This window comes from Methylobacterium sp. D48H (genome assembly GCF_053345715.1).
Window position 1 is genome coordinate 1 of the sequence record NZ_JBKFAP010000016.1, and the last position, 16,941, is coordinate 16,941.

At 73.5% G+C, this 16,941-nt stretch carries 11 protein-coding genes; 8 read left to right on the plus strand and 3 right to left on the minus strand.

Translation table 11 applies throughout. The features are described 5' to 3' along the window. The coding region (locus tag ACLBX8_RS21700; protein WP_447715728.1) for an apolipoprotein A-IV repeat region-like domain-containing protein at positions 1–6,813 on the minus strand (6,813 nt) is incomplete at its 3' end. A gap of 288 nt (positions 6,814–7,101) precedes the next feature. Between ACLBX8_RS21700 and ACLBX8_RS21705 the strand changes: the two genes are divergently transcribed. After that, positions 7,102–7,422 carry an Hpt domain-containing protein gene (locus tag ACLBX8_RS21705; RefSeq protein WP_091680223.1) on the plus strand — a complete coding sequence of 107 codons (321 nt, stop codon included), beginning with the start codon at positions 7,102–7,104 and terminating at the stop codon, positions 7,420–7,422. A gap of 133 nt (positions 7,423–7,555) precedes the next feature. Then, entirely contained in the window at positions 7,556–7,876 is a 321-nt protein-coding gene (locus tag ACLBX8_RS21710; RefSeq protein ID WP_020092346.1) for a 2Fe-2S iron-sulfur cluster-binding protein, read from the plus strand. A 169-nt stretch (positions 7,877–8,045) separates the two neighbouring features. On the opposite strand, the gene ACLBX8_RS21715 is transcribed toward ACLBX8_RS21710, so the two are convergent. After that, positions 8,046–9,221, minus strand: coding sequence for a vWA domain-containing protein (locus ACLBX8_RS21715; RefSeq protein ID WP_447699079.1), 1,176 nt, complete (start codon positions 9,219–9,221; stop codon positions 8,046–8,048). 335 nt (positions 9,222–9,556) lie between these two features. Between ACLBX8_RS21715 and ACLBX8_RS21720 the strand changes: the two genes are divergently transcribed. Then, positions 9,557–9,964, plus strand: a complete 408-nt coding sequence (locus tag ACLBX8_RS21720; protein WP_447699078.1) for a hypothetical protein — start codon at positions 9,557–9,559, stop codon at positions 9,962–9,964. A 62-nt stretch (positions 9,965–10,026) separates the two neighbouring features. Here ACLBX8_RS21720 and ACLBX8_RS21725 read toward each other — a convergent pair whose 3' ends face one another. After that, the gene (locus ACLBX8_RS21725; protein WP_447699077.1) at positions 10,027–11,871 is read right to left on the minus strand and encodes a cation:proton antiporter domain-containing protein; all 1,845 of its coding nucleotides are present in this window, start codon (positions 11,869–11,871) and stop codon (positions 10,027–10,029) included. 310 nt (positions 11,872–12,181) lie between these two features. Here ACLBX8_RS21725 and ACLBX8_RS21730 point away from each other — a divergent pair, with 310 nt between their 5' ends. From ACLBX8_RS21730 to ACLBX8_RS21750, 5 genes are all read left to right on the plus strand, one after another. Beyond that, the gene (locus ACLBX8_RS21730) at positions 12,182–13,441 is read left to right on the plus strand and encodes a hypothetical protein (protein WP_020092350.1); all 1,260 of its coding nucleotides are present in this window, start codon (positions 12,182–12,184) and stop codon (positions 13,439–13,441) included. Continuing rightward, a complete protein-coding gene (locus ACLBX8_RS21735) occupies positions 13,438–14,079 on the plus strand; it encodes a hypothetical protein (protein ID WP_020092351.1) in 642 nt (213 codons plus the stop codon). The genes ACLBX8_RS21730 and ACLBX8_RS21735 overlap by 4 nt, the downstream gene beginning before the upstream one ends. A 233-nt stretch (positions 14,080–14,312) precedes the next feature. Next, positions 14,313–15,164: an AAA family ATPase gene (locus ACLBX8_RS21740; RefSeq protein ID WP_056532716.1), complete on the plus strand. Its 852-nt coding sequence runs from the start codon at positions 14,313–14,315 to the stop codon at positions 15,162–15,164. A gap of 64 nt (positions 15,165–15,228) precedes the next feature. After that, complete coding sequence (locus ACLBX8_RS21745; RefSeq protein ID WP_447715729.1) at positions 15,229–16,179, plus strand: 3-hydroxyacyl-CoA dehydrogenase family protein; 951 nt, start codon at positions 15,229–15,231, stop codon at positions 16,177–16,179. Beyond that, positions 16,176–16,934: an SDR family NAD(P)-dependent oxidoreductase gene (locus ACLBX8_RS21750; protein WP_447715730.1), complete on the plus strand. Its 759-nt coding sequence runs from the start codon at positions 16,176–16,178 to the stop codon at positions 16,932–16,934. Before ACLBX8_RS21745 ends, ACLBX8_RS21750 begins: the two co-directional genes overlap by 4 nt. Positions 16,935–16,941 lie beyond the last annotated feature (7 nt).

The following is a 16,941-nucleotide window of genomic DNA, read 5'->3' on the forward strand; positions in this document are numbered from 1 at the left end:
GGCCGCCGTCGGCATCGCCGGTGCGACCGGGGCCGCGGCGGGCGCCGCCGCCGCGACGGCGCGGCCGCCGCTCTCCGCGACCCGGCGCTGGGGCTGCGCCTGCGGCTGGGCGACGTCGACCGCGCGGCCGGAGCGGGAGACCAGGGACGACAGCTCGTTGAGGGCCTTGATCTGGTCCGCCACCACCCGGCGCATCTCGCCGGTGGCGTCCTGCGTCTCGCGCGGCAGCTCGAGGACGCCCTTGGCGAGCTCGGCGCGGGTCGCGTCGAGTTCGCCGCGGATCGAGCCCGCCATCTCGCGCAGGGCCGAGAAGGAGTCGCCGAAGCTGGCCTGGGCCTCCTGGAAGCCGCTGCGCATCTCGCGGGCCGCCTCCTCGATGACCTGCCGGACGCCCTGGGCGGCCTTCTCGCCCTCGGCGCTGGCGCTGTCCTTCAGGTCGGCGAAGGCGCTCGTCACCGAGGCCCCGGCGCCCTGGGCCGACTGGGCCAGGGACTCGCCGACGCTGCGGGCACGCTCCTCGGCGGCGCGCAGGGTCTGCTCGATGGTCTGGGCCAGGGCGGTGCCGTTCTGCTCCAGGGCGGCGGCCCGGGCCTCGAACGCGGCCAGCGCCTCGGTCAGCTTGGTCTCGCGGCCCGACAGGGCCGAGTCGAGGCGCTCCTCGATGGCCGCCAGGGAGGCCGCGGCCCGGTCGAGGGCCGCCACGTGCGCGGCGGTCTGCTCGCCGAGGGAGCGGCCGCGGCCGTCGAGGGTCTCGGCGAGGCGCGAGGCCTCGCTGAGCGCCCCGTCGGCGGCGCCGCGCAGGGCCTCGACCTGGGCCGAGACGCCGGCGCTGGCCCGGCCGGTCTCGGCGGCGATGCGCTCCAGCGCCCCCTGGACCTGCTCGATCCGGCCGGCGAGACCCTGCTCGATCGCGCCGAGATTGGTGTCGGCGCCGGCCACGAGGTCGGTCAGCGCCGTGTTGGCGGCCTCGATCCGCTGCAGCAGCGCGCCGAGCTCGCGGCCCATCCGGTCGTTGGTCTCGAACAACTCCGAGAGGGTGCGGCCCGCGCCGTCCTCGACGGCGGCGCGCAGCAGCTCGGCCGAGGCCCGCGACTGCACGGCCAGCTCCTCGGTCCGCTCCCGCAGGCTCTCGGCGAGCGGCATTCCGGTCTCGGCGAGCGTCCGCTCGATCGCCTCGGCCCGGTCCGACAGGGCCCGCGACAGGTCCATCATCGGCCCGTCGATGGCGCCGCGCAGGCGCTCGACATGGCCCTCCAGGCTGTCGCCGACGGCGCGGCCGCTGCCCTCGACGCTGGCGAGCAGCGCGCCGCCGCGCTCCTCGATGGCGCGCACCAGGGTCTCGGCGCTCTCGGCGAGGCGTCGGGACAGGGCCTCGCCGCGGGCGTCGACCAGGGCACCGAGCGCCGTGGCGCGGCGCTCGAACCCGGCCCCGAGGGCCTCGGTGCGGGCGTCGATCAGGCCGGCGAGCGCGGCCTCGCGGCGGCTGAGCGTCTCGGCCAGGGCCGCGTTGTGGGCCTCGACCTGCTCGGCATGGGCGCGGGCCCGCTCGTCGAGGGCGGCGACCAGGGACGCCGTGCGCTCGTCCATGAGGCCCGCGAAGGCCTCGTGGCGGTCGTCGAAGGCGGTGGCCAGGGTGTCGGCGCGCTGCGCCACCAGGGTCGCGAACAGCCGCATGCGGCTGTCGATGCGCTGCGTGAAGGCGTCGGCGCGGGCGTCGACGCCGCGGGCCAGGGCCTCGCTCTGCGCCTCGACGGCCTGCGCCAGGGCCGCGGTGCGGCCCTCGACCACGCCGTCCAGCTCCCGCAGCCGGGCGTCGAAGGTCTCGACCAGGGCGCCGGTGCGGCCCTCGACGGCGCCGTCCAAGGCGCGCAGGCGGGCGTCGAAGGTCTCGACCAGGGCGCCGGTCCGGCCCTCGACGGCACCGTCGAGGGCGCGCAGGCGGGCGTCGAACACCTCCACCAGGGCGCCGGTCCGGCCCTCGGCGGCCGCCACCAGGGCCTGGCCGCGGTCCTCCAGCAGGCCCTCGATCGCGGCGCGCGCCTGCTCGAAGGTCGCCCGCAGGGTCTCGACGCGCGCGTCGACCCGCTCGGACACGTCGCGGCCGGTGCCCTCGACCAGGGCGCCGAGGCGGTTCTGCACCCGGTCGAACAGGGTCTGCAGCTCGCCCGTCCGCTCCTTGAGGGTCTCGGCGAGGCGGTTCTCGCGCTCCTCGAGCAGGCCGGCGATCGCCGGGTTCACGCCCTCGATCGTGGTCTGGAGCGCCTGGGTGCGGTGCTCGATGGTGCCGGCGATCTGGCGGCCGCGGGTGTCCACGAGGCGGTCGATCTCGCCCTGCGCCCGCTCGAACAGGCCCTGGAGGTCGGACAGGCGGGTGTCCAGCAGGTCCGCCATCTGGGCGGGCGCCGCGTCGAGGGTCGTGCGCAGGCCCTCGGTCCGGGCCGCGATGGCGTCGGCGACCTCCTGGCCGCGCCCGTCCACGAGGTCGCGCAGGCCGGCCTGGGCCTCCTCGAACAGGGTGTGGAGGCGCTGCGTGCGGGCGTCGAGGGTGGCGGCGAGCTGGCGCTCGCGGGTCTCCACCAGCGCCGAGACGGCGGCGGGCGCCTCCTCCAGCACCGCGCGGAGGGACTGGATGCGGGCGTCGACCGCGGCGGCGAAGCGGCCGCCGCCGCCCTCGACCACGCCGTCGAGGGCCGACTGGGCCTCCTCGAACAGGGTGCGCAGGGCCTGGGCCCGGGCGGTGAGGGTGTCGGCAAGGCGGGTGCCGCGGCCGTCGACCAGGCTCTCGAGGTGGCCCAGCCGCTCGTCGAACAGGCTGCCGAGCTGGCGGGTGCGGTCGTCCAGGGCGCCGGTGGCGGAGCCGAACGCGCCCTCCAGGGCGGCGACCATCGCCTGCCCGCGGCCGTCCAGCGCCTCGTGGATCGGGCCCATCCGGCCGTCCAGAGTGGCGGCCAGGGTGCCGGCATGGTCGTCCAGCAGGACGCGGATCTGGTTGGTGCGGTCGTCCAGCAGGGTGTGGACCGAGCGGACGCCCTCGTCGAGGAGGCCGCTGATGTCGGCCGTGCGGCTCGACAGGGTGTGGCCCAGGCGGCCCTCGCCGGCATCGAGCATCCGCTCGGCGTCCGCGATGGTCTGCTGGAGCTTGGCGAGCACGCTCTCGCCGCGCTGGTCGATGAGCTCGGCCAGCGAGGTGCCGCCGCGGTCGAGCAGGCGGGCGAGCTCGGTGATCCGGCCGCCGATCGCCCCGAACACGGCGCGGCCCTTCTCGTCGAGCTCGCCCGACATGGCGGCGATGCGCTCGTCGATCAGGCGGCCGATGAGGTCGGCGCGCTCCGCGAAGGCCGCGTGCACGGCCTCGGTGCGGGCCGCCAGCGCCGCGTCGGCGTTCTCGGTGCGCTCGTCCACCAGGCGGATCATCGAATCCGCGCGGTTCGCCAGCGCGGCCTCGAGGCCGCGGGTGGCCTCCTCGATGGTGCCGGTGAGGGCGCGGACGCGCTCGGCCATGGCGCCGTCGAGGCCGCCGGTCCGGTCGGCGATCATCGCCACGAGGTCGCGGGTCCGGCCGGCCAGCTCCTCGTCCACCGCGCGGGTGCGCGCCTCGATCAGGCGGATCGCCTCGAAGGCCTGCACGCCGAAGCTCTCGTCCACGAGGCGGGCGCGCTGGTCCAGGGTCTCGGCGATCGCCTGCAGGCGGCCGATGACGCCGGTGTCGAAATGGCCGGCGCTCTCCTCGATCCGCCGGGCGATCTCGCCCGTGTGGCGGGCGATGTCCTGGCCGAGCCCGGAGGTGCGGCCCTCCAGCATCTCCATCAGGCCGCGATGGCCCTCGGCCATGACGCGGGCCATCTCGTCGGTCCGGGCGCGCAGCGCGTCGTCCACGGCGTTCGCGCGGCTGCCGAGATGGTCGTCGATCTGGCCGACCAGCGCCGCCACGGCGGCCGCGATGGCGGCGGCCCGCTCGGCCGAGCGCGTCTCCAGGCCGCCGAGATGGGTCTCGATCAGGCTGCCGGCCTCGCGGGCCCGGGTGGCGATCGTCTCGGCGACGGCCTCGCCCTTGCCGGTGAGGAGGCGGTCCATCTCCTCCAGCCGGGCGCCGACGGTCTCGCCCAGCGCGGCGGTGTCGCGGTTGATCCGGTCGGCCAGGATGTCGCCGCGGGCGATGGTCTCCTGCAGGGCGGCGAGGCGGTTGCCGAGCGTCTCGTCGATCGCCCGGACCCGGCCGTCGGCGGTCTCGGCGAAGCTCGCGCCGGTCTGGCTGAGGGTGTCGGCGATGCGGGCGCCCTGGCTCGCCACGGCGAGCACGATGTCGCGGCCGGTGCCGCTGATCCGGGCCTGGGTCTCGTCGGCGTGGCCGGCGAGCAGCTCGGCGACGCTCCGGCCGTGCTCGCCGAAGGCCGCCTCCATCTCGCCGATCCGGGCGGCGAGGTCGGCCGAGATCGCGCGGGCGGCCTCGGCGAGGCTGCCGGTGGCGTCGCCGGTCCGGGCGGCGAGCTCGCGGTTGAGATCGTCCAGGGCGGCGCGGACCGCCGCGACGGCGTCCGTGCCGCGGGCGCCGAGCTCGGTGCCGGCCCGGTCGGCGGCGTCGCGGAACCGGGCGGTGAGGATCGCGGTCTCGGCCTCGACCGCGCCGGTGACCTCGCCGGAGGCGTTGCGCAGGGTGTCCAGCGCCGCGGCGAGCCGGGCGGCGGCGTCCCGCGTCTGCGTCTCGGCGGCCTGGCTCGCCTGATCGGCGGCGGCCCGCAGCGCGGCGGCCGCCTCCTCGGTCCGCGCCGACAGGGCGGCGGCGGAATCCGCGACCCGGCGCTCGAACACCCGCACGGCCTCGAGGGTCCGGGCCTCGACCGCGCCGGTGGCGTCCTCGGCCGTGCCGCGCAGGGCATCGGTGGCCGCCTCGGCCCCGCGCCGGAGCGCCGCGACCGCCTCGGCCGTGCGGCCGTCGATCTCGCCCGACAGGCCCTCGACGGTACCCCGCAGCGACTGGACCGCGGAGGAGGCCCCCGTCTCGAAGCCCCGGCCCAGGGCCGCGAAGGCGGCCTCGAGGTTGGCCGCGACCGTCTCGGTCCGGTGCGCGATGCTGCCGCCGGCCTGCTCGGCCGCCGCCGCGACCCGGTGCTCCAGGTCCGCGGCCCGGACCGTCACGGTCTCGTCGAGGCGCGCCGCGATGCCGTCCATCCGCTCGGCGAGGGCGCCGCCGCGCTCCGACAGGGCCTCGGCGATCCGCTCGGCGGTGCCGACGAGGTCGTCGCGCACGGCGCCCGCGCGAGCCGCCAGGGTCTCGCCGGCGCCGCTGGCGGCGAGCGCCAGGGCGGCCTGGGCGTCGCGCCCGCGGCCCTCGATCGTCTCGGCGACCGACAGGCCGGCGCTCTCGATCTCGGCGCGCAGCGCGAGGCCGCGGCCGGCGATGTCCTGGGTCAGGGCCGAGCCGGTCTCGGCGAAGCGGGCGGTGATCTCGGCGCCCATGGCGCCGAAGCGCTCGGTCAGCTCCGAGCCGCGCGACAGGAAGGCGGATTCGAGCCCCGTCACGGAGCGCTCGAAGGTCTCGCGCACCGTGCCGGCCTGGCGCTCCAGCGCGTCGCTCACGCGGCTGCCGGTCTCCTCCAGGGTCCGGGTGAGGGCGCCGGCATTCTCCGACAGGCGCTCGGCCAGGGCGGTGCCGGCGGCCTGGAAGGCGCCGGTCGCCGTGCCGGCGCGGTCCTCGAAGCTGCGGGTCAGGGTCTCGCCGACCTCCTGGAAGCTGCCGCGCACCTCCTGGCTGGTGGCCGCCAGCGTGTCGATCAGGTCGCTGCCGCGGGCGGTCATCAGGTTGACCACCCGGTCGCCGGCCTCGCCCAGCGAGGCCGTGATCGCGGCGCCGCGGGTCTCCAGCGCGCCGGTCACGCGCTCGCCCGCGCCGGTCACCGCGGAGACGATCCGGTCGGAGGCGCCCTCCAGGTCCTGGCTCAGGCTCTGGTGCGACCCGGTGATGGCGCTGCGCACCCGCTCGGCGTTGGTGACGATCGCCTCGCGCTGGGCGACCAGCTCGTCCACGAGGGAGCGGATCCGGATCTCGTTGTCGGAATAGGCCCGCTCCAGGGTGGCGATCTCGCCGCGCACCAGGGTCTCCAGCTCGCCGGCCCGGGCGAGCGCCCGCTCGACGCCGTCGCCCACCGCCGCCACCTCGCGGCGCACGGTCTGCGACATGGTCAGGACCGCGTCGGTGGAGAAGCTCTCGGGCTCGGCCAGGCGCACCGCGACCTCGCCGACCGCGCGGGCGACGAGGCGCATCTCCTGGGCGCGCACCGCCAGCATGGCGGCGATCACGAACAGCACCACAGGGCCGAACAGGGCCGCGGCGCCGACGCTCGCCTGGAGGGCCGAGAGGCCCGACAGGACGGCGCGCAGGTCGCCGTCGGACTTCGACCACGCGATCAGCACCAGGGCGCCGATCCAGACGGCGCCGGCCGCGAGGGCGAGCAGGTAGGGCTTGGGCGAGGAGCGCACCCGCAGGGTCTGCTGCAGGATGCCGATGTTGCGCCGGTCGTCGTTGGCCACGAGCGAGCGGTCGGGGGGCAGGAGGCCGCCTTCGCGGCGGGGGCGGTCCAGGCCCGGCGGCGGCAGGTCGGAGGCGAGCGGCGGGTCGAGGTCGAGGCGCGGCGGCATGGTCCGGCCGGCGTCGAGACCGCCGTCGCGCAGCGGGTCGGCGTCACCGACATCGGGCAGGCGCGGCTCGGCGCGACCGTCGGTGCCGTTCGGCGTCAGGGCGTCGAGGTTCAGCGCCTGCTCGATCGCAGAGAGCGCGGCCTCGGCCGGGTCCTTCAGCTTCTTCTCGGTCGCCATACAACGCCTCGTTACACGGGTTCACCGGCGCCTGAAGAGGCTTGAGCCGGAGACGCAACGCCCCGTTTACCATTACAAGACTAAACTCGGGCAGCGACTGCCGATACCCGAGCCCTCGACCGGCCCCAGAAAAGGTTAACCGAATGGTTACCGGGCCCGTCGCTCGCCGCCGCCACCATCCTGCCGCAGGGGAGGGGTCGGGCGCGATCCCCACCCGGCGAATCAGGGGGTGAATTGTGTGGATCAGATCCGCAATCCCCGACGAATCCGGATGCCGGGAGCCCGAACATGCAGGCCATCGACCCCGCGGAACTCGAGGCCCAGACCGGCGGCGACGCCGACCTCGCCCGTGAGGTCCTGGAGCTGTTCGCCGGCCAGTGCCGGTCGATCCTGCCGCGCCTCGCCGACCCGGCCCTGCCGCGGGCGCAGCGCGCCGACCTCGCCCACACCCTGAAGGGCTCGGCCGCGGGCGTCGGGGCGATCCACGTGCGGGCGCTCGCGGACGCCGCGGAGACGCGCCTGCGCGCCGGCGCCGGGGCGGTGCCGGTCGACGACCTCGCGGCCGCGGTCGCGCGGGCGCTGGCGGAGATCGCGGAGGCGCGCGCCTGACGGTGTCGCCCAATGCGGCGATCGATCCGGGACCGGTGTCTAATGCCGCGCTTGCATTCCGCGTTTCCAGCCGCCAAGCAGGCACGCCGCCCGTCGGACAGATTGCGCTCGACGCGAGCCCGGAGCCCCCAGCATGCCCAAGATCACCTACGTCGACCACGCCGGGACGGAGCGGACCGTCGAAGGCAGCGTCGGCGCGACCGTGATGGAGACGGCTATGCGCAACAACGTCCCGGGCATCGACGCGGAGTGCGGGGGCGCCTGCGCCTGCGCCACCTGCCACGTCTACGTGGCCGACGCCTGGATCGACACGGTCGGCAAGGCGCAGGACATGGAGCAGGACATGCTGGATTTCGCCAGCGACGTCCGCGAGAATTCCCGCCTCTCCTGCCAGATCAAGATCACGCCGGCGATGGACGGCCTCGTGGTGACGACGCCGTCCCAGCAGGGCTGAGACGGAAGCCGTCTCGGTCGCGCGATCCCCGCCCGTCCTCGCGAGCGCAGCGAAGCGACCCAGGGTGGCGCGACGTCCGCGTATGCGGCGCTGCCGGATCGCTTCGCTGCGCTCGCGAGGACGGCATCGCCTCCGGTCGCGTCGCGCTGTGAGGCCGTAAACGCACCTGTCATCGCACCAGCGCCCGCGCCGCCGCGTCGAGCCCGTCCAGGGTGAGGGGGAACATCCGGCCGGCGACCAGCCGCTGCATCATGCCGATCGACTGCGTGTAACCCCAGTGCGTCTCGGGCACCGGGTTCAGCCACGCCGCCTTCGGGAAATGGTCGAGGAGCCGCTGCATCCAGGTGGCACCCGCCTCCTCGTTCCAGTGCTCCACGGAGCCGCCGGGCGTCGCGATCTCGTAGGGGCTCATCGAGGCGTCGCCCACGAAGACGAGCCGGTAGTCGCTGCCGTAGGTGCGGATCACGTCGAGGAGCGGCGTCTTCGCCTCGTGGCGCCGTCGGTTCTCGGTCCAGACCGCCTCGTAGGGGCAGTTGTGGAAGTAGTAGTGCGCGAGGTGCTTGAACTCCGAGCGCGCCGCCGAGAACAGCGCCTCCGCCTGCTCGATGTGCCAGTCCATCGAGCCGCCGACGTCCAGGAACAGCAGCACCTTCACGGCGTTGCGCCGCTCCGGCCGCAGCTTCACGTCGATGTAGCCCTGGCGCGCGCTCGCGCGGATCGTGCCGTCGAGGTCGAGCTCCTCCGCCGCGCCGGTCCGGGCGAAGCGGCGCAGGCGCCGCAGCGCCAGGCGCATGTTGCGCGCGCCGATCTCCCGGTCGTCGTCGAGGTCCTTGAACTCGCGCTTGTCCCAGACCTTCACCGCCCGGAAGTTGCGGTTGCCGTCCTGGCCGATGCGGATGCCCTCGGGATTGTAGCCGTAGGCGCCGAAGGGCGAGGTGCCGCCGGTCCCGATCCATTTCGAGCCGCCCTGGTGGCGCCCCTTCTGCTCGGCGAGGCGCTGCTTCAGGGTCTCGAACAGCTTGTCCCAGCCGAGCGCCTTCAGCTCCGCCTTCTCGGCCTCGGTCAGGTACTTCTCGGCGAGCTTCCGGAGCCATTCCTCCGGGATCGCGGCGGGCTCGACCGCCTCGCCCAGGGTCTCCAGCCCCTTGAACACCGTGCCGAACACCCGGTCGAACCGGTCGAGATGCGCCTCGTCCTTCACCAGCGCGGTGCGCGACAGGAAGTAGAACGCCTCGACGTCGTGCTCCGCGAGGCCCCGGTCCAGGGCGCCGATCAGGGTCAGGTACTCCTTCAGGGAGACGGGGACCTTGGCGTCCCGGAGGGCCGTGAAGAACTGCAGCAGCATGCCGGGAGAACGCGCCAGCCGGGCGTCCGGGTCAAGCCCGCGCGAATCGGTCGGCGCGCCGCCGAGCGTGGCAGGACTTTTCCGAAGGACTTCCGAGTCTTCGCCGATGGTCGACAAGATTCAGCCCCGTCGGCAGCGCCGATTCCGGCGCCCAAACGAGTCTCTCCGACCCGATGGGACTCATAACCTGGGCATAAGTCGTCGAATCTGTTGATATGTGACCGGACAAGCCTCGCCCAGTCACTCAATCGGTCATGGGAATCGCTCAACTCGGGACATCGAGTGTGTGCGGACGCGGCAGCGCGGCCGACACGGAGCTAGCGAGGAGACCTGCGATGGCGGTCATCCTGCGGAATCTGACGGAATTCAAGCGGTTTCTCGGGAAGCCGGGGGCGACGATTCAGCTGGTGCGCAACACCTTCATGGACCGCCAGCCGGAGGCGACACGAGACGCCTACCGCGACAAGGGCATGTACGCCCCGCGGGCGGTGCAGGCCCTGTCGCGCAAGGCCGCGGTCTTCACCCTGCGGGGCTATCCCGGGACGGTCTGGCTCTACTGGGACAAGGGCGCCCGCGGCTGGCGCTTCTCCGGCGACACCGTGACGGTGCCCCTGGTCACCGGCCTCGGGCCGGCGGACGAGCTGGTCTACCAGTGCAGCTTCGCCGACGGGTTCGAGCCGGCGCCGCGCAGCCGCGCGGCGCGGCGGGCCAAGCACGAGGACGCGCACCCGGTCCTGATCTGAGCGGGGCCCCCGGGACCTCCGCTCGGATCTCCCGCCTCAGGCCGTCCCCTCAGGCCGCCCCCTCAGGCCTCCTGGCCGGCCGCCTCCTGGCGCTCGGGCTCCCGCTTGACCGGGACCTTGCCGAGTGCCTTCCCGACGGTCCGGCGGGCCCGGAAGATCGGCTTCGACTCGCCCTCGCGCTTCTTCAGCAGGGCGCGGTACTCGTCCCGCCGCTCGTGGATCGACGCGATCACCAGCCCCATCGGCACGCCGACATCGACCAGAACGGCCTCCGACAGCTGCAGCGAGGCCTCGATCGTCTCCGGCACCGCGTCGTCGACGCCGAGCTCGTAGAGCGAGGAGGCGTGGCGGGCGTCGCGGGCCCGGGCCACGATGGTCAGGTCCGGCCGCTCGGCGCGGGCCGCCGCCACCGCCGCCTCGACGGCGCGGGGATTGTCGAGGGTGACGACCAGCGCCCGGGCCGTGGCGATGTCGCAGCGGCGCAGCATCTCGGTGTTGCCGCTGTCGCCGAAATAGACCGGCGCCCCGGCGCGGCGCTGCTCGGCCACCCGCGCGGCGTCGGAATCGAGGGCGATGTACGGGATCTTGTGCCGCTCCAGCATCTCGCCGACCTGCCGGCCGACGCGGCCGAACCCCGCGACGATCACCCGGTTCCCCACGCGCTCCGGCACCGGCTCCGCCTTGGCGGTGGCCTGGGCGCTGGCGGTCGCCCGCAGCTTGAGCCGGCGGCCGACGGCGGCGAGCGCCGGGATCATGATCATCGTGACCGTGGTCACCACGAGGGCCGCCGCGCCGACCTCTTCCGGCACCAGGCCGGTGGCCATGGCACCGCCGATCAGCACGTAAGCGAACTCGCCGCCCGGGCCGAGGAGGAGCGCCGTCTCCAGCGCCACCGGCCGGGGGATCTTCAGCACGGGGGCCGCCATCATCACCACGGCGGCCTTGATCAGGACGAGCGCCAGCGACAGGCCGATGATCGCCCCCGGCGTCGCCATCAGCTGCGCCGGGTCGAGGTTCATGCCCACCGAGACGAAGAACACGCCGAGCAGCAGGCCCTTGAACGGGTCGATCGTCGCCTCGATGGCCCGGCGGTACTCGGTCTCGGCGAGCAGCAGGCCGGCCACGAAGGCGCCGAGCGTCATCGACAGGCCGCTCGCCGCCGCGGTCAGCGCCGTGCCGACGATGACCAGCAGGCAGGCGGCCATGAACAGCTCGGTGGAACGCGTGCGCGCCACGAGCTGGAACAGCGGGCGCAGGGCGAGGCGGCCCGCCACCACGATCAGGGCCAGTGCGATCGCCGCCTGGCCCAGCGCCAGGGCGAGGGCCCAGCCCTTGTCGCCGCCGTCGTCGCGGCCGAGCACCGCGATCGCGAACAGGGCCGGGGCCACCGCCAGGTCCTGGAACAGCAGCACCGCGAAGCTCGTGCGCCCGGTCGGCGCGTTCAGCCGCTTCTGCTCGGCGAGGACCGGCAGGACCACCGCGGTCGACGACAGCGCGAGGCCGATGCCGACGATCACCGCGCCGGTGATCGGCACGTTGAGCCCGTAGAGGATCGCCCCGAGGATCAGCGCGGAGCAGCCCACCTGCAGGGAGCCGAGGCCGAAGACCAGCCGACGCAGCACCCGCAGGCGCTCCCACGACAGCTCGATCCCGATCATGAACATCAGGAAGATCACGCCGAACTCGGCGAGGTGCGAGATCTCGGCCCGGTTGCCGATGGTGAAGAGGTGAACGGAGGGATAGGTGTCGGCCAGCCGGCCGAGTCCGAAGGGCCCCAGCAGGGCCCCGGCGCCGATGAAGCCGAGCACCGGCGAGATCCGCAGGCGGTGGAACAGCGGCACCACGATGCCCGCTGTGACGAGAAACAGGATCGCTTCCTTGTAGGAGCCGGCGTGGACCTCTGGCATCGGCGGCGGATCGAACCTCGTCTCTCGGGGGTGGGGAGCGCCGCTCACGGCCGCGCGATCATGGGTCGGCGGCGCCCCCGGGGCAACCGGGTTCCGGCCGCGATCGACCCCGCGGATGTGCGTTCCGACACAAGCCGGATACAGGCGCGGGTGAGACATTTCGGTCACCGGCACGCGGGATGCGGACGGCATCCAAAGGAGGCATGCGGTGAAGGCGTGCAACGCGGCCCAAAATCGGCACAATGCGCGCATACACGCCTGAGTTAACCGGGGGTTAAGCTCGGCCGGGCTCGGCCCGGAACTGGACCGGATGGATGCGACGAGGCCGATGATCTCCATCAAATCGATATTTGCCGGTCCGGCAGCGCCCCCCAGCCGCGACCTCGAGCGCGAGAAGCGCGAGTGGAAGCTCGAGTCGGACCGCTGGCGGCACCAGCGCCACGTCGAGAAGGGCTACCGCATCAAGTGGGGCTACGTGGCGATCGCGTACCTCGTCGAGTTCATGGTGATCGGCGCCTCGCTCTGGGGCGCGTGGCTGTTCGCGGGCGTCTACAGCGACGGCGACTGGCACGCCTTCTACTTCATGCTGCTGGCGCCGCTGGTCTACGCCGCGGTCGAGCTGTGCCGCGTGCCGCTCGGCATCCTGGCCCGGACCCAGCGCTCCTACTTCGTGCGCGGCCTCGCCGTGCTGGGCATCATCTTCGCGGCGGGCGTGACCACCAAGTCGGTGTCGCAGCTCGGCGAGATGATGTTCCATCCCCGCCTGATGGAGGCGGCCCGGACCAAGACCGCCCTGAAGGACGCCCAGGCCGACCGCGCCACGATCGGCGACCGGATCAAGGCGGCCGACGAGCGCGTGGCGCAGTACACGGCCGAGCTCGACCAGATCGAGAAGCGCTCCGCCGACAACGCCCAGCAACTCGCCGGCCTCCCGGCCCAGCGCTGCGAGCGGGTCTTCGGCACCAACAGCAAGGGCCGGAAGTACCAGAACCTGAAATGCGTGGCCGATCCCCGCGTCGCCGCCCTGTCGCAGGGCGTCGCCAAGGCGTCCGCCGACCGCGCCGGGATGATCAAGGACCTGGAGGAGGCCCGCAAGGCGCGCGCCGCCCTCGATCCGGGCGCCGCCGACCGGCGCGTGGCCGACGCCGAGCAGGGCTACCGGAACGCGGTCAACCGCTCGCAGCTCCACTCCTTCACCGCCATGGTCTACGGCGTCGACCCGATCGACGTGACCGAGAGCCAGGTCCACGCCTTCCTGCGGATCTTCGTGTTCCTGCCCGCGGTCTGCGCCGCCTTCGCGTCGACGATCCTGGCGCTCTGCGCGGTCTCGACCCGCCGGACCTTCATGGACGAGGACGATCTCGGCGCCGCCGTGAACCCGGAGGCGGCCCCCTACATGCTCGACGCGATCGCCGACGCCCTGCGCTCGCACCCCGAGCCGATCCTGCCGCGCGCCGCCAACGCGTCGGGCGCGGTGATCCCGATGAACCGGCCGGCCCAGGGCCAGCAGGCGCTGCCGAACCAGACCCATCCGGGCCCGACCCTCCCTGCCGCTGGAGCCGGCGCATGAACTACGTCGCGAGCGGGACCCCCGAGAACATCGCCCTCGCCCAGCAGGTGAATTCCCGCCTGCGGGCGGATTCGAGCTACGTCGCGGCCCGGGCCTTCCTGTTCCGGGCGCTGGGCTTCGGCGCCTTCGCGTGCCTCGCGGGCATCGGCGTCGGCGCGGCGGCCTACGGCTGGGCGACCCTGAACCAGTTCGACACCGCCGCCGAGAAGATCGCCGCCGCCATGCAGGCGGCGCTCTCGGACGTGACCCTGAAGACCAAGGGCGAGGTCACGCTCACCGACAACACCCTGAAGCTCGAGGGCCTGCCCAAGGCGCCGGCGACGCCGACGCCCACCAAGGCGCAGCTCGGCAACGACGCCGCCCCGGCCTCCAAGGCCGCGGTGAACACGACCTTCACGGTGTTCAAGCAGGTGCCCTACCTCGACGGGCAGATCGTGACCGGCTGGAACTTCAAGGACAGCGCCGAGCAGCCCTACCAGCAGTACTGCTACTTCTCCCGCCGCTCCAACGAGGCGAAGGGCCAGGTCGAGATCAAGATCGACCTCGCCATGGACGGCAAGACCCTGCCGCAGCCGCAGAAGTCGGACGTCAACCTCGAGATCCTCGCCCGGAACTGCGTCTGGCACGAGAAGGGCTGAGATCGCTCGCGGCGCCACCGTCCTTGCGAGCGAAGCGAAGCAATCCAGGGTAGCGCCACGCCTCCGAACGTCCCGCTGCTCTGGGTCACTTCGCTTCGCTCGTGATGACGGCGTGGACCGTTCGGTGGGCGCATCGGCCGGCACCGACTGGGACGGCCGGGAGGGCTCGGCGCTTGCGGCCCGGCGGCGCGGCGCGCTACCCCTTGGCCCGAGCCCCTCTCTCCGAGACCGCGATGCGCTTTTCCGGAACCGAGACCTACGTCGCGACCCCCGACCTCACCGCGGCGGTCAACGCCGCCGTGGTCCTGGAGCGGCCGCTCCTCGTGAAGGGCGAGCCCGGGACCGGCAAGACCGTGTTGGCCGAGGAGATCGCCAAGGGTTTGGGCGCGCCGCTGATCGTCTGGAACATCAAGTCGACCACCAAGGCGCAGCAGGGGCTCTACGAGTACGACGCGGTCTCGCGCCTGCGCGACTCCCAGCTCGGCGACCCCCGGGTCTCGGACATCTCCAACTACATCCGGCGCGGCAAGCTCTGGGAGGCGTTCACCGCGCCCGAGCGCCCGGTCCTGCTCATCGACGAGATCGACAAGGCCGATATCGAGTTCCCCAACGACCTGCTGACCGAACTCGACCGGATGGAGTTCCACGTCTACGAGACCGGCGAGACCGTGAAGGCCGTGCGCCGGCCGATCGTGATCATCACGTCGAACAACGAGAAGGAGCTGCCGGACGCGTTCCTGCGCCGCTGCTTCTTCCACTACATCAAGTTCCCCGATTCCGAGACGCTGCAGCGCATCGTCGACGTCCACTATCCGGGCATCAAGCACCGCCTCGTCGAGGAGGCCCTGCGGACCTTCCTGGCGATGCGCGAGGTGCCGGGCCTCAAGAAGAAGCCCTCGACCTCGGAGCTGCTCGACTGGCTGAAGCTCCTCGTCTCCGAGGACATCGCCCCCGAGACCCTGCGCGAGCAGGACGGCCGCAAGCTGATCCCGCCGCTGCACGGGGCGCTGCTGAAGAACGAGCAGGATGTCAGCCTGTTCGAGAAGCTGGCCTTCATGATGCGCCGGGACCAGCGCGGCGGCTGAGGCCGGACGGACGACCCGAGGATTCCCGCGAGAGGAGCCCGGGGCAGGGACAGGAGCGTGCGGCATGGGCGAGATCGCGATCGTCGGCGGCGGCGTGATGGGGCACGGCATCGCCCTGGTGCTGGCGCTCGCCGGCCACGGCGTGCGGATCACCGACACGCGGCCCGAGACCCGGGCGCGGATCCCCGGCCTGATGGAATCCGCCCTCGCGACCCTGCGGGAGGCCGGCGCCGCCCCGGAGGGCTGGGATGCCGCGCGGCTGGCCCGGGCCGTCCGGGTCGAGGCGGCGCTCGACGCGGCGGTCTCGGGCGCGGGCCTCGTGATCGAGGCGATCACCGAGAACCCGGAGGCCAAGCGCGCGCTCTTCTCCGAGCTCGACCGGCTCTGCGCGGCCGACGCGATCCTCGCCAGCAACACCAGCTACCTCGACGTCTTCCCGCTGATCCCGGAGCGCCGGCAGGCGCGGGCGCTGATCCTGCACTGGTACACGCCGCCCTACATCGTCGACCTCGTCGACGTGGTGCCGGGGCCCGGCACGGACCCGGCGGTCGTCGCCGCCATGGCCGAGTTCGTGCGCGGCCTGGGCCAGGTCCCGATCGTGCTGAAGCGCTTCATCCCCGGCTACGTCGCCAACCGCATCCAGCAGGCGATCAGCGCCGAGGTGTTCCGGCTCCTCGACGAGGACGTCGCCGCGCCGCGGGACATCGACGACGCGATCGTCCACGGGCTCGCCTTGCGCATCCCGATCCTCGGCCACCTCGCCAAGGCGGACTTCACCGGCCTGGAGCTGACGCAGCGGGCGCTCGCCAACGGCAGCTACGCGCCGCCGCCGCCCCGCACCCGCTCCGAGACCCTCGACGCCCTGTGCGCCGAGGGCCGGACCGGGGTGATGGCCGGCAAGGGCTACTTCGACTGGGGCGGGCGGCCGCCGGAAGAGCTGTTCCGCGAGCGCGACCGCAAGCTCCTGGCGCTCAAGGCGGCGATGGCCGGGATCGGCCGGATGGAGGGATCATGATCGGAGCGGACCTGTCCGGACGGCGCGTCCTCGTCACCGGAGCCTCGTCGGGGATCGGGCTCGCGACCGTCGCGATCTTCGCCCGCAACGGCGCCACCGTGGCGCTGAACCACCTGCCGGACGATCCCCGCGGCCCCGAAGAGGCCGCCCGGCTCGCCGGAGCCGGATTCGCGGTGATCGCGCTGCCCGGCGACGTGTCGAGGGCGGGCGAGGCCGAGGCGATGGTTGCGGCCGGCATCGACCGGCTCGGCGGCCTCGACGTGCTCGTCAACAATGCCGGCACGTCGGGCACGACCACGCCCATCGCCTTCGAGGACCTCGACGCGATGACCGAGGATTTCTGGGCCACGATCCTGGCGACCAACCTGCTCGGGCCGTTCCGCTGCGCGAAGGCCGCGGCCGCGACCCTCAAGGCGAGCCGCGGCGCCATCGTCAACACCGCGTCGGTGGCCGGCCTCGGGCGGCGCGGCTCGTCGGTCGCCTACTCGGCGAGCAAGGCCGGACTCATCAACCTGACCCGGAGCCTCGCCCGGGCGCTGGCGCCGGACGTGCGCGTCAACGCGGTGGCGCCCGGCCTCGTCGCCACGCCCTGGACCGAGCCCTGGTCGGAAGAGCGCAAGGCCTCGACCGTGGGGCGCACGATGCTCGGCCGCATGGCCCGCCCGGAGGACATCGCCGAGACGATCTTCTTCCTGGGCGCGGGCGCGGCCTACATCACCGGCGAGACGATCACGGTCGACGGCGGAGCGATCTGACGCTCGG

Excerpts from the sequence above, each read along its gene's own strand:
- ACLBX8_RS21705 (WP_091680223.1), top strand. The coding sequence starts at position 7,102 with ATGCAGGCCATCGACCCCGCGGAACTCGAGGCCCAGACCGGCGGCGAC.
- ACLBX8_RS21710 (WP_020092346.1), top strand. The coding sequence starts at position 7,556 with ATGCCCAAGATCACCTACGTCGACCACGCCGGGACGGAGCGGACCGTC.
- ACLBX8_RS21715 (WP_447699079.1), bottom strand. The coding sequence starts at position 9,221 with ATGCTGCTGCAGTTCTTCACGGCCCTCCGGGACGCCAAGGTCCCCGTC.
- ACLBX8_RS21720 (WP_447699078.1), top strand. The coding sequence starts at position 9,557 with ATGGCGGTCATCCTGCGGAATCTGACGGAATTCAAGCGGTTTCTCGGG.
- ACLBX8_RS21725 (WP_447699077.1), bottom strand. The coding sequence starts at position 11,871 with ATGCCAGAGGTCCACGCCGGCTCCTACAAGGAAGCGATCCTGTTTCTC.
- ACLBX8_RS21730 (WP_020092350.1), top strand. The coding sequence starts at position 12,182 with ATGGATGCGACGAGGCCGATGATCTCCATCAAATCGATATTTGCCGGT.
- ACLBX8_RS21735 (WP_020092351.1), top strand. The coding sequence starts at position 13,438 with ATGAACTACGTCGCGAGCGGGACCCCCGAGAACATCGCCCTCGCCCAG.
- ACLBX8_RS21740 (WP_056532716.1), top strand. The coding sequence starts at position 14,313 with ATGCGCTTTTCCGGAACCGAGACCTACGTCGCGACCCCCGACCTCACC.
- ACLBX8_RS21745 (WP_447715729.1), top strand. The coding sequence starts at position 15,229 with ATGGGCGAGATCGCGATCGTCGGCGGCGGCGTGATGGGGCACGGCATC.
- ACLBX8_RS21750 (WP_447715730.1), top strand. The coding sequence starts at position 16,176 with ATGATCGGAGCGGACCTGTCCGGACGGCGCGTCCTCGTCACCGGAGCC.